This is a genomic window from Ruminococcoides bili (assembly GCF_040093295.1).
Lineage (GTDB): Bacteria > Bacillota > Clostridia > Oscillospirales > Acutalibacteraceae > Ruminococcoides > Ruminococcoides intestinale_A.
This window is the reverse complement of sequence record NZ_JBBNJY010000007.1, coordinates 60,120-72,478: the sequence shown is the minus strand read 5'-3', so window position 1 is coordinate 72,478 and position 12,359 is coordinate 60,120. Positions and strand designations below refer to the sequence as shown.

Sequence of the window (12,359 nt, the reverse complement as noted above, 5' to 3'; positions counted from 1 at the left end):
ATAGCGTGAAAAAAATATGGAAGAAGTTTTAATTGATGATAATATGGTTTTTGATATTGATAATTTAAAAGGATTTCTTAATGATACCAGTTCATTTGGGTTTATAGCTAAAGAAAATAATAAAATTATAGGATTTGCATATTGCTATACACTTTTAAGACCTGATGGAAAAACAATGTTTTATTTACACTCAATAGGAATGTTACCTAACTATCAAGACAAAGGTTATGGTTCAAAATTATTATCTTTTATTAAGGAATATTCTAAAGAGATTGGTTGTTCTGAAATGTTTTTAATAACTGATAAAGGTAATCCTAGAGCTTGCCATGTATATGAAAAATTAGGTGGTAAAAATGATTATAAAGATGAAATAGTATATGTATATGATTATGAAAAAGGTGATAAATAAATGAATATAGTTGAAAATGAAATATGTATAAGAACTTTAATAGATGATGATTTTCCTTTGATGTTAAAATGGTTAACTGATGAAAGAGTATTAGAATTTTATGGTGGTAGAGATAAAAAATATACATTAGAATCATTAAAAAAACATTATACAGAGCCTTGGGAAGATGAAGTTTTTAGAGTAATTATTGAATATAACAATGTTCCTATTGGATATGGACAAATATATAAAATGTATGATGAGTTATATACTGATTATCATTATCCAAAAACTGATGAGATAGTCTATGGTATGGATCAATTTATAGGAGAGCCAAATTATTGGAGTAAAGGAATTGGTACAAGATATATTAAATTGATTTTTGAATTTTTGAAAAAAGAAAGAAATGCTAATGCAGTTATTTTAGACCCTCATAAAAATAATCCAAGAGCAATAAGGGCATACCAAAAATCTGGTTTTAGAATTATTGAAGATTTGCCAGAACATGAATTACACGAGGGCAAAAAAGAAGATTGTTATTTAATGGAATATAGATATGATGATAATGCCACAAATGTTAAGGCAATGAAATATTTAATTGAGCATTACTTTGATAATTTCAAAGTAGATAGTATTGAAATAATCGGTAGTGGTTATGATAGTGTGGCATATTTAGTTAATAATGAATACATTTTTAAAACAAAATTTAGTACTAATAAGAAAAAAGGTTATGCAAAAGAAAAAGCAATATATAATTTTTTAAATACAAATTTAGAAACTAATGTAAAAATTCCTAATATTGAATATTCGTATATTAGTGATGAATTATCTATACTAGGTTATAAAGAAATTAAAGGAACTTTTTTAACACCAGAAATTTATTCTACTATGTCAGAAGAAGAACAAAATTTGTTAAAACGAGATATTGCCAGTTTTTTAAGACAAATGCACGGTTTAGATTATACAGATATTAGTGAATGTACTATTGATAATAAACAAAATGTATTAGAAGAGTATATATTGTTGCGTGAAACTATTTATAATGATTTAACTGATATAGAAAAAGATTATATAGAAAGTTTTATGGAAAGACTAAATGCAACAACAGTTTTTGAGGGTAAAAAGTGTTTATGCCATAATGATTTTAGTTGTAATCATCTATTGTTAGATGGCAATAATAGATTAACTGGAATAATTGATTTTGGAGATTCTGGAATTATAGATGAATATTGTGATTTTATATACTTACTTGAAGATAGTGAAGAAGAAATAGGAACAAATTTTGGAGAAGATATATTAAGAATGTATGGAAATATAGATATTGAGAAAGCAAAAGAATATCAAGATATAGTTGAAGAATATTATCCTATTGAAACTATTGTTTATGGAATTAAAAATATTAAACAGGAATTTATCGAAAATGGTAGAAAAGAAATTTATAAAAGGACTTATAAAGATTGATTATATAATATATGAAAAGCTATTATAAAAGACATTAGTATTAAATAGTTTAAAAAAATGAAAAATAATAAAGGAAAAAAATATTTCTTAAAATTGTGATAGGGGTTGTTCTTGCTTGTATTTTATTTGTTTGTTTTCTTTATACGAACAATGAGATCGGCGTGACTTCATCTAAGCTGGAGGCAGATATTCGTTCGTCGCAGAAGATTAAGGATGATTGGACGGTCGATGGAAGCGTTTCCAGCACGATGGCTGCATATATTTCTTACCCTCAGGATTTGAGTGACCATTCTTTTTCCGTCTATGTCAATCGTCCAGGACTTTCCTTCGGATATTTTTTCCGTGGAGGTGGAACTCTTTCGGGGATTCAAAGAGGAATTGTGGAGTTTACTGTAGAGGGATATAATGAACGAGCATTTATTTCTATGAATCAACAGCAGGTGCAACAACTTGAAATAGATGATGGCAACACAATTCAAGTGGTTGATATTGACCGCAATAAACCTTTTGCGATTGTCTTGCCTATAAATGCGGGTAATATTACTTTTTATGATGTAAATAGAAATACTGTGGAATATTGGAATAATCCTCTTTGACAAATTCCAGTTTGTCGTGCTAAAAATTCAACTGAATAATCCCAGCAAAAACCGCTGCTACATGGAAGCCAACAAACCATGCAACAGCGGTTTTTCTTTATCGTTTTTTCCTCTGGCTGATAGGCGTTCCCATTTTCTTTGATTTTTTGAGAATCCGAATCAGCCAGCGAAATTCTTCATCTGACAGATTTTTATAGTTGATACCAAGCTGCTTACAGTAAAGGACAACCAGCTTTTCATCACGGCTGCCCTTGAAATTTTCAACCGCTTCCAGATTTTCTTTCAGTTCATCGGCAACGGTGGTCTGAGGTGCACTCTCGCTGTCCTTTTTATGGGCTTCCCGAATATCCCGGATAATCAGGTTGAGGTCATCCCGTACCATGTGACTGAAATATTCATCATCACTGATATGGGCGGCTTGCAACACTTTCAAATGGGGGTCATCTTCGCCGGGGCGATACCGTTCAATGATTTCATGCCGGACGGTATCGACAAGGGCGTTGAGGTTTTGAATCTGCATGGTGGCAATCCCATCCACATAAATCTCAATGTCCGCAAGAAACTTGATAAAGTCCTTATGGGTGGCAAGTTCGCACAGCAGACGGTTGTTAATCCGACCGCTTTTCAGAAGTGCTACCATCTCATCACTCAAATGCAGCTCCCTTAATGGCGTGTTGATCTCCGCCCGGTTCTCTGTCCGGCAAAAGAGATAATCGAGGGACACCCCATAAAAATCTGCCAGCAGGATAAGGTTGCCATGATTGATTTCCTTATAGTCGTCTTTTTCATAACTGCCAAGAGCCGATTTTGAAATACCCGTTTGCTCAGCCAGTTCTTCCAGTTTTAATCCTTTGTTTAATCGTAAATCTTTTAGCCGTTCCTGTATTGTAGTAGCTCCGTTCATTGAAGCAGTTCCCCCTTTCTAACGACATTTATAACCGTTGAATTGATTATACCATATCAATTCCGCAATCGTGGAAATTTCTGATTTTTACCCCGAATTCCTACTTTGTGGACATACGGCACAGGGCACAAAAATGTTCTATGATACAGGTAGTTCATCGATGGATTATTCCAATCGAATGACCAGCCTGTGTGGGATATGCTTCCCCGGCGATGTAGCGTCATGACTTTTGGCAGGGATATGGAGGAACCCTGACCAAAACGAGCGTACCAAAGGGAGCGATACGCCGCTGTGAGATTCAGGGGAGGAACGACACCGGGGAGAACTGGCGAACTGACACCGAAATGATACCGAAACACAACAATCTGATAGGGGGACAGTCTACCCTATCGCTGATACTTCGGGAGATTTTAAGCGGCTCTATGGCTGTAATTTTACCGAAAATCGCCCCGAAACCATACACTAAAACGGGAGGAAGCGCAATATGCCGAGAATGAGCAAAAAGAGGAAGTATGAGCTTTCCTTTTACCTCAATGACCGGGGGCGTGTCACTTACAACGAATTATGCCGGAAATGCCAGCATGGGTGCAAGCAGAGCTTCCGGGCGGTTGTGATTGACTGCCCCTGTTATTTATCCAAACGAGCAAAGAAAAAGGAGGAACACACAGAATGAATTTTGAATTTATGACGATAGACACACCATTGCCGCCCTGTATGCCTTTTCCCAGAGCGTTGACAGGATTTCCAGTCAGCAGCACCGCAAAGGTCATGTACTGCCGGATGCTGGACGCTATGCTCTCCAAAGGGCAGGAGGACGAGAACGGAATCCTCTTTGTCTGCTTCCCTGTCACAGCCATTGCCGCAGTCCTGTCCCGCAGCTCCATGACGGTCAAGCGTTCTCTGAATGAACTGGAAACTGCCGGACTTATCATGCGGGTGCGTCAGGGCATTGGAGAACCAAACAGGATTTATGTGCTGATACCGGGAAAGGAGGACGCTGCCCTTGCCTGATACATCAAAGCTGGAAAAACTCAATCGGGAGTTGGAAAAAAGCGAAAAGAAACTGCGGAAAGCCATCAATGATGAAAAGGCATTGCAGCATCAGCTGAAGCAGCTTACCCGAAAAGAACGAACGCACCGGCTCTGTACACGTGGCGGTATGCTGGAAAGTTTTCTGCAAGAACCGGAACGCCTGACAGATGATGATGTCATGCTGTTGTTGAAACTCATTTTTCACAGACAGGACACGCAGGAACTATTGAAAAAACTGCTGGAACGGGAGATGCCGGAACCCCCTTAGTTTACTAAGGGCGCAATTATACACCACCCAGAGGTTGGTGCATTGCGTTCTCCGAAGGCTCCTCGCCGGAGGGCTGTGATTTTCCGCAGTCATGGTCTGCTTCAAATCAAACAGGGGACGCTACGCTTCCCCTGCGCTGGCTGCCGCCAGCTACCCTTTTGTGAACTTGCCATCTGGGGACACCTTGCGTTGCAAGCTGTTCCCAGCCGACAAGTTTTACAAAATCTCTCTATACTTTGACGGTCGAATAAAGTATAATGAAGTCAACGACTAATCGGAATTTGGAGGTAATATGCTTATGAAAAAATTTCTTTCTTTGTTTTTGTGTCTTACTTGTGTACTGACTTTAGTTGCGTGTGGAAAAAAGGTAGCTCCTATTACGTTACCTCAAACCGACGAGATTACATCTATTGATATAACTTTTGGGGAAAATACAGTAAGTCATTCAGACAAAACTTGGATAAGTGAAATAATCGCCGATATTTCCAGTTCTGAACCGACTAAGAAGGAAAGTGTTCAAGACTGTCCACAAGTGGAAAGTTATATCAAAATTGACTTCCAGTTTGAGACAGGAACAAGTACTATCTTTGCGTATGAGGATAGTGGTAAATACTATATTGAACAGCCTTATCAAGGAATTTATAAAATTGATAGCCAACTATTCGAAAGGTTACAAGAAACTGATTAATTCCAGTTTGCCACCCACACATCGGGTCAACTTGTCCCGAACTTTTACAACTAAATACCCGCCGCCCACACAGCGGCACACCGAGCAGGAAATCTGAAAAAGGTCTCCTGCTTTTTTTCTGCCCAAAATGGGGTGGCAAAACGCCACCCCATCCACCGATTACCGAAAGGAGTGATACGAAATGCCCTGTCCGCACAACGAAATCACGATTGTTCAGCGCAGCCAGCGACAGTCTGCTGTTGCCGCCGCTGCTTACCAAAGCGGCGAAAAGCTGTTCTGTGAATACGACCAGCAAGTGAAGCACTACCCGGAAAAGCGTGGTATCGTCCACAATGAAATTCTGCTCCCGGCAAACGCCCCACGGTCGTATGCAGACCGCAATACCTTATGGAACGCCGCCGAAGCGGTGGAAAAGCAATGGAACTCCCAGCTTGCAAGGCGGTGGGTGCTTACCATCCCAAGAGAGATACCACCCGACCAGTATGCTGTCCTTGTCCGGGAGTTTTGTGAGCAGCAGTTTGTTTCCAAAGGCATGATTGCTGATTTTGCAATCCATGACCCCCATCCGCCGGGACACAATCCCCACGCCCATGTCATGCTCACTATGAGGGCAATGGACGAACATGGAAAATGGCTTCCCAAGAGCCGCAAGGTTTATGACCTTGACGAAAACGGGGAACGGATCAAACTTCCGTCCGGCAGATGGAAAAGCCACAAGGAGGATACGGTGGATTGGAACGACCAGAAGTATTGCGAAATCTGGCGGCATGAATGGGAGGTCATCCAGAACCGCTATCTGGAAGCCAATGACCGCCCAGAGCGTGTGGACTTGCGTTCTTATGCCAGACAGGGGCTTGATATTATCCCTACTGTCCATGAGGGAGCTGCTGTCCGGCAGATGGAAAAGCGGGGTATCCAGACGAACATCGGCAACCTGAACCGGGAAATCAGAGCCGCCAACCGCCTGATGAAGTCTATCCGGCAGCTCATTCAAAACCTCAAAGGCTGGATTACCGAGCTGGGAGAAAAACGAAAAGAACTGCTTGCACAAAAGGCGGCGGAGGAAGCGACACTTCTTCCCAATCTGCTGATGAAGTATATGGAGATACGAAAGGAAGAACGGAAGGACTGGACAAGGGCTGGACAGAACCGGGGGACTTCACAGGACTTAAAGGCAGTCAGCGAAGCCCTGTCCTATCTCCGTCAAAAGGGGATTTCTACTGTGGAGGACTTAGAAGTATTTCTGGAATCTTCCGGGAAATCAGCCGCAGATTACCGCAGTCAGATGAAGCCAAAGGAAGCCCGCAGCAAAGTGATTGACGGGATTCTTGCCAGCCGGACAGACTGCAAGGAATGTAAGCCTGTCTATGAGAAGTACCAGAAGATATTTTTCAAGAAAACAAAGGAGAAATTCAAACAGGAACACCCGGAGGTCGCCCGGTATGCGAAAGCCACCGCCTACCTTGCCAAGCACCCGGACGATAAGGACAGCACCCAAAAGGAACTGCAACAGGAGCAGGAAAAACTTCTCAGCGAAATCGCAGAGCTGAAAGTACCGCTGACAGAGGTACAGGAGGATTTGAAGAAGCTGCGGGACATCCGCTACTGGGTACGGAAAGCCACCCCCGGCACAGAAGAAAGCAAAGAGCCGCCCAAGAAGCAGCCCCTCAAAGAAGTCTTGCAGGATAAGGCGGACGAGAAAAAAGCACAAAGAACTGCCCCGGTGCAGACAAAACACAAACAACAGGATATGGAACTTTAACAGGCACTTGCCATTTTCAGATTGAGAATGTCAGGTGCTTTTCTTTTTTTCAAGGAGGGATAGATTTGAATGTATTTGAAGCTGTGAAGCAGTCCGTCACAACAAGACAGGCTGCGGAGCATTATGGAATCCATGTAGGTCGGAACGGGATGGCTTGCTGCCCGTTCCATAACGATAAAACCCCAAGCATGAAGCTGGATCGGCGTTACCACTGCTTCGGCTGCGGTGCGGATGGGGATGTGATTGATTTTGCCGCCGCCCTGTATGGGCTGGGAAAGAAAGAAGCCGCCGTACAACTGGCACAGGACTTCGGGCTTTCCTATGAGGACTGGAAGCCGCCGGGAAAGGAAAAAAAGCCAAAGCCCCGGCAGAAATCCCCGGAGGAACAGTTTCAGGAAGCAAAGAACCGCTGCTTCCGTATTCTTGCTGATTATCTCCATCTGCTTCGGGCATGGAGAACGGACTACGCCCCACACTCCCCGGAGGAAGCCTTTCATCCCCGGTTTATAGAAGCCTTACAGAAGCAAGACCAAGTGGAGTATCTGCTGGATGTGCTGCTGTTCGGGGAAACAGAGGAAAAAGCGGCTTTGATTACGGACTACGGAAAGGATGTGATACAGCTTGAACAGCGAATGGCAGAGCTTGCCGCCGCAGACGCAGCAAGAACTAAAAAACACCATGAACGCCATGCAGCCACCCCAGAGCATTGAGGAAATCAAGGAGGGGCTGGAAACTACCGAGAAAGGCGGTGTCCGTCAGAGCATACGGAACTGCCTGACTGTATTCCAGCGTGACCCGCTGCTTTCCGGGGCTATCGCATACAACATCCTGACTGACCGCAAGGACATCATAAAGCCCATCGGCTTCCACAGGGAAAGCACCGCCCTGAACGATACAGATATGAAGTATCTGCTTCTTTATCTGGAAGAAACCTACGGGCTTACCAATGAGAAAAAGATTGATAACGCCATCGGGATTGTGGCGAATGAAAACAAGTACCACCCCATCCGGGATTATTTAAGTTCCCTTGTGTGGGACGGGACAGAGCGAATCCGCTTCTGCCTGCGGCACTTTCTGGGGGCTGACGCAGACGATTACACCTATGAAGCATTGAAGCTGTTCCTGCTGGGTGCAATCTCACGAGCCTTTCAGCCGGGGTGCAAGTTTGAAATCATGCTCTGTCTGGTCGGCGGTCAGGGGGCTGGCAAGTCCACTTTCTTCCGTCTGCTGGCAGTCCGGGACGAGTGGTTCTCCGATGATTTGCGGAAGCTGGACGATGACAATGTGTACCGCAAGCTGCAAGGTCACTGGATTATCGAAATGTCGGAAATGATGGCAACCGCCAACGCCAAGAGCATTGAGGAAATCAAGTCATTTTTAAGCCGGCAGAAAGAGGTTTACAAGATACCTTATGAAACCCACCCGGCAGACCGCCCCCGTCAGTGCGTGTTTGGCGGCACTTCCAATGCCCTGGACTTCCTGCCCCTTGACCGTTCCGGCAACCGCCGCTTTATCCCCGTCATGGTGTACCCGGAGCAAGCCGAGGTTCACATTTTGGAGGACGAAGCTGCTTCCAGAGCCTATATCGAGCAGATGTGGGCAGAAGCGATGGAGATTTACCGAAGCGGCAGGTTCAAGCTGGCTTTCAGCCCCGCCATGCAGCGCTATCTCAAAGAACACCAGCGGGATTTTATGCCGGAGGACACCAAAGCAGGGATGATACAGGCGTATCTTGATAAGTACACCGGGAGCATGGTCTGCTCCAAGCAGATCTACAAGGAAGCCTTGAACCATGCTTTTGACGAGCCGAAGCAATGGGAAATCCGGGAAATCAACGAGATTATGAACCAGTGCATTTCCGGCTGGAGGTACTTCCCGAACCCAAGAATGTTTTCAGAATATGGCAGACAAAAGGGCTGGGAGCGTGAAAACCCGGCAACGGACTTAAGCAACCCGTCTGAAAAAACGATGGACGGTTTTGTGGAGGTCACAGAACAGATGGAGCTTCCATTCTGAAAAGGACAGCCCGTTGCACCCCCTGTTGCTATCCCGTTGCCGAGCCGGTTGCCGGGGAAAAACCTTTATTTCCGGGCTTTTCTCCCTTATAACAACCAAAACAACAGAAAAATAAAAGAAAAGTATAAATAGTAACCATCGCCAGATTGAGATTGTTTGCAAGGTCTTTTGAAGCCCGTTGCCGGACTTCGTTGCCGACACCCTCTGTCTGGCTATTTTCATGTATGGAGGATAACTGCCTATGGCAAAAAACAAAACAGAGATTCATGTTACAACGGTGTTTGACGGGGAGCTGGACGCAACCGATGTGTTCGTCAGCCTGATTTCCCAGAAATACGGTAAGACAAATACGAAAGAATATCTTGCTAAAAAGAAAGATATGGGTTATAATGAAGATGAGGTTCAAAAGAGCCAGATACCGTCTGGATTGTGTGGGTAAATGGCTATGATGAACGAAATGGAATACAGAACAATCGGTTCGGCACTTGCCGGAGGGTATCGTGCAGCGGTCTATTGCAGGCTGTCAAAGGACGATGACCTGCAAGGCGAAAGTGCCAGTATCGCAAACCAGCGTGATATGCTGGAAAAATACTGCGAAAAGCAGGGATGGGAGGTTGTGGCAGTCTATCAGGACGATGGCTTCACAGGTCTTAATATGGAGCGTCCTGATTTACAGAGAATGTTGAGAGCCATTGAGCGCAGGCAAATCAACCTTGTCATCACGAAAGACCTCAGCCGACTGGGGCGTAACTATCTGCAAACCGGGCATTTGATTGAGGACTTTTTCCCAAGAAACGGTGTCCGCTATATCGCCATGAATGACGGTATCGACACCCTGCGGGATAACAACGATATTGCCCCGTTCAAGAATATCCTGAACGAGATGTACAGCAAGGATATTTCCAAGAAAGTCCATTCCTCTTATCTTCTGAAAGCGCAGAAAGGACAGTTTACCGGGTGTCTTGCCCCCTTTGGGTATCGGAAAGACCCAGAGGACAGAAACCATCTGCTCATTGACGAGGAAACCGCCCCGATTGTGCGGCTGATTTTCGGATATGCCCTGAACGGTCATGGTCCGAACTATATCCGCAGACGGCTGGAGGAAGAAAAAATCCCCTGCCCCACATGGTGGAACCGGGAACGGGGGCTTCGCAATACCCGCACCAAATGGGAAAAGAAAGACCCAGAAAACGGACGGTATATGTGGGACTTCTCCGTTATCAAAGACCTCTTGATGAATCCCGTCTACACCGGGGCGATTGCTTCCCAGAAAAAAGACTACCGTTTCAAAATCGGCACGATTGGAGAAAAGAAGCCGGAGGACTGGATTGTGGTGGAGGGACAGCATGAACCGCTGATTGACCGCATGAGCTTTGACATTGTGCAGAACAAGCTGAAATCCCGCCAGCGTCCGGGGCAGACCAATGAAATCAGCCTGTTTGCCGGACTGATAAAATGCGGCGAGTGTGGGAAGTCGCTGACGATACGCTACACAAACGCAAAACATCCCCAGCAGATTTATTCCTGCAAGACCTACAATGCCTTTGGAAAGAACCACTGCACCCAGCACCGGATTGACTATGACACCCTTTACAGCCATGTGCTGCGGAAAATCCGGGAATGTGCCAGAGCTGCCCTGATGGACGGGAAAGCGGTTGCCGACCGCCTGACTAATACCTGTGAAGCCGAGCAGCGGGAACAGCGGGAAGCAATGGAACGCTCCCTTACAAGGGACGAGGAACGGATTGAGGTTCTGGATAAAATGGTCATGCGGCTTTATGAGGATATGATTGCAGGGCGTATCAGTGAGCAGAATTTCAACACCATGCTGGAAAAGACACAGACCGAGCAAGCGGAGCTTAAAGCAAAAGTGTCCGAGGGCAGAAAGCGGCTGTCCGATGAAGTCCAGCTTGCCAATGACGCAAAACAATGGGTGGAAGCCATTCAGGAATACGCCAATATCACAGAGCTGGACGCAGCCACCCTCAACCGCTTAATCAAAGAAATCGTCGTGCATGAGCGCATTGACGAAGATAAAACAAGACACATTTCTATCGAAATTCATTTTAATCTCAAACCCATCCCAGAGGTGGAACAGGTCACTGCCTGACCTGTCCCGCCGGGACGGTTCTCTTAAAAACACCATATAGATTTTTTGTACGCCGCCGCCCGCCATCGAGCAGAGTTTTACACCTAATTGGGGATAAAACAGCTCATGGCCGGCGCCGGTGTAGCCGTAGTCGGCATGGTTCTTGTACCTCTGCTCTCCGGGCTGTTCTCTGTCTAAGCGTTCCTGCATGAAATCCTTGCCGCTCCCGCAGCTCTGCGGGGGCGGCGGAAAGGAGGTTGACACCGTATGGATTTCTTACTTGAAGCCCTGACGAATTGGCTGAAAGAAATGCTGGTGGGCGGTATTATGAGCAACCTTTCGGGGATGTTTGACAGTGTAAACCAACAGGTCGCGGATATATCCGTACAGGTAGGACAGACCCCACAGGGATGGAATGGCAGTATTTTCAATATGATTGAGAATCTGTCAAACTCCATCATGGTGCCGATTGCAGGTGTGATCCTGGCTATCGTGATGACCGTAGACCTGATCCAGATGATTGCAGACAAGAACAACCTGCATGATGTGGATACCTGGATGATTTTCAAGTGGGTGTTCAAATCAGCTGCCGCCATTCTCATTGTCACAAACACATGGAATATCGTGATGGGCGTCTTTGATATGGCGCAGAGCGTGGTGGCGCAGGCGGCAGGGATTATCAATTCGGATGCGTCCATTGACATTTCCTCAGTTATGACCGATCTGGAACCGAGGCTGATGGAAATGGATTTGGGACCGCTGTTCGGACTGTGGTTCCAATCCCTCTTTATTGGCATTACCATGTGGGCGTTGTATATCTGTATCTTTATCGTTATTTATGGCCGTATGATCGAGATCTACCTTGTAACTTCGGTGGCTCCCGTTCCAATGGCTGCAATGATGGGCAAAGAATGGGGCGGTATGGGACAGAATTACCTCCGATCCCTGCTGGCACTGGGCTTTCAGGCGTTTCTCATTATCGTCTGCGTGGCAATTTATGCTGTGCTGGTGCAGAACATCGCTCTGGAAGATGACATCATCATGGCAATCTGGAGCTGCGTGGGCTACACCGTACTGCTATGTTTTACGCTGTTCAAAACCGGCAGTCTCGCCAAATCAGTCTTTCAGGCGCACTAAAACGGAAGGAGGTTTCCA

15 protein-coding genes and 1 pseudogene are annotated in these 12,359 nt (G+C 45.1%); 14 read left to right on the top strand and 2 right to left on the bottom strand.

Annotated elements, in window-relative coordinates; translation table 11 throughout:
* The first annotated feature begins 16 nt into the window (after positions 1-16).
* The 3 genes from AAAY30_RS03905 to AAAY30_RS03895 all read left to right on the top strand — a co-directional run bounded on the left by AAAY30_RS03905 (position 17) and on the right by AAAY30_RS03895 (position 2,445).
* Positions 17-409, top strand: coding sequence for a GNAT family N-acetyltransferase (locus AAAY30_RS03905; protein WP_000393259.1), 393 nt, complete (start codon positions 17-19; stop codon positions 407-409).
* Positions 410-1,849: a bifunctional aminoglycoside N-acetyltransferase AAC(6')-Ie/aminoglycoside O-phosphotransferase APH(2'')-Ia gene (locus AAAY30_RS03900; protein WP_001028144.1), complete on the top strand. Its 1,440-nt coding sequence runs from the start codon at positions 410-412 to the stop codon at positions 1,847-1,849.
* 161 nt (positions 1,850-2,010) lie between these two features.
* Positions 2,011-2,445, top strand: coding sequence for a hypothetical protein (locus AAAY30_RS03895; protein WP_233509629.1), 435 nt, complete (start codon positions 2,011-2,013; stop codon positions 2,443-2,445).
* A 97-nt stretch (positions 2,446-2,542) separates the two neighbouring features.
* Here AAAY30_RS03895 and AAAY30_RS03890 read toward each other — a convergent pair whose 3' ends face one another.
* Positions 2,543-3,349, bottom strand: coding sequence for a helix-turn-helix transcriptional regulator (locus AAAY30_RS03890; RefSeq protein ID WP_006573790.1), 807 nt, complete (start codon positions 3,347-3,349; stop codon positions 2,543-2,545).
* Between the two features lie 484 nt (positions 3,350-3,833).
* On the opposite strand from AAAY30_RS03890, the gene AAAY30_RS03885 reads away from it, so the two are divergent.
* The 7 genes from AAAY30_RS03885 (at position 3,834) to AAAY30_RS03855 (ending at position 9,115) form a co-directional block, all read left to right on the top strand.
* Positions 3,834-4,022 (top strand): hypothetical protein, encoded by a 189-nt coding sequence (locus AAAY30_RS03885; protein ID WP_005927683.1) that lies wholly within the window; start codon positions 3,834-3,836, stop codon positions 4,020-4,022.
* The gene (locus tag AAAY30_RS03880) at positions 4,019-4,360 is read left to right on the top strand and encodes a replication initiator protein A (RefSeq protein WP_005927681.1); all 342 of its coding nucleotides are present in this window, start codon (positions 4,019-4,021) and stop codon (positions 4,358-4,360) included. Before AAAY30_RS03885 ends, AAAY30_RS03880 begins: the two co-directional genes overlap by 4 nt.
* Positions 4,353-4,649, top strand: coding sequence for a DUF3847 domain-containing protein (locus tag AAAY30_RS03875; RefSeq protein WP_005927679.1), 297 nt, complete (start codon positions 4,353-4,355; stop codon positions 4,647-4,649). The genes AAAY30_RS03880 and AAAY30_RS03875 overlap by 8 nt, the downstream gene beginning before the upstream one ends.
* Positions 4,650-4,947: 298 nt before the next feature.
* Positions 4,948-5,337, top strand: a complete 390-nt coding sequence (locus tag AAAY30_RS03870) for a DUF5301 domain-containing protein (protein WP_029731695.1) — start codon at positions 4,948-4,950, stop codon at positions 5,335-5,337.
* A gap of 181 nt (positions 5,338-5,518) precedes the next feature.
* Positions 5,519-7,099 (top strand): MobQ family relaxase, encoded by a 1,581-nt coding sequence (mobQ, locus tag AAAY30_RS03865; protein ID WP_117534042.1) that lies wholly within the window; start codon positions 5,519-5,521, stop codon positions 7,097-7,099.
* A 65-nt stretch (positions 7,100-7,164) separates the two neighbouring features.
* The gene (locus AAAY30_RS03860; protein WP_117534040.1) at positions 7,165-7,809 is read left to right on the top strand and encodes a CHC2 zinc finger domain-containing protein; all 645 of its coding nucleotides are present in this window, start codon (positions 7,165-7,167) and stop codon (positions 7,807-7,809) included.
* Positions 7,778-9,115, top strand: a complete 1,338-nt coding sequence (locus tag AAAY30_RS03855; protein WP_117534038.1) for a virulence-associated E family protein — start codon at positions 7,778-7,780, stop codon at positions 9,113-9,115. Before AAAY30_RS03860 ends, AAAY30_RS03855 begins: the two co-directional genes overlap by 32 nt.
* A gap of 28 nt (positions 9,116-9,143) precedes the next feature.
* Here AAAY30_RS03855 and AAAY30_RS03850 read toward each other — a convergent pair whose 3' ends face one another.
* Positions 9,144-9,383: a hypothetical protein gene (locus AAAY30_RS03850; RefSeq protein ID WP_021682886.1), complete on the bottom strand. Its 240-nt coding sequence runs from the start codon at positions 9,381-9,383 to the stop codon at positions 9,144-9,146.
* On the opposite strand from AAAY30_RS03850, the gene AAAY30_RS03845 reads away from it, so the two are divergent.
* The 4 genes and pseudogenes from AAAY30_RS03845 to AAAY30_RS03830 all read left to right on the top strand — a co-directional run bounded on the left by AAAY30_RS03845 (position 9,357) and on the right by AAAY30_RS03830 (position 12,341).
* A complete protein-coding gene (locus AAAY30_RS03845; RefSeq protein ID WP_109258351.1) occupies positions 9,357-9,554 on the top strand; it encodes a hypothetical protein in 198 nt (65 codons plus the stop codon). The two genes, AAAY30_RS03850 and AAAY30_RS03845, sit on opposite strands and share 27 nt — an antisense overlap.
* Positions 9,555-11,225, top strand: a complete 1,671-nt coding sequence (locus AAAY30_RS03840) for a recombinase family protein (RefSeq protein ID WP_007887864.1) — start codon at positions 9,555-9,557, stop codon at positions 11,223-11,225.
* 90 nt (positions 11,226-11,315) lie between these two features.
* Positions 11,316-11,402 (top strand): annotated as a pseudogene (locus AAAY30_RS03835) (Maff2 family mobile element protein); the annotation flags it as partial.
* 69 nt (positions 11,403-11,471) lie between these two features.
* Positions 11,472-12,341: a VirB6/TrbL-like conjugal transfer protein, CD1112 family gene (locus AAAY30_RS03830; protein WP_002576236.1), complete on the top strand. Its 870-nt coding sequence runs from the start codon at positions 11,472-11,474 to the stop codon at positions 12,339-12,341.
* The last annotated feature ends 18 nt before the right edge of the window (positions 12,342-12,359 follow it).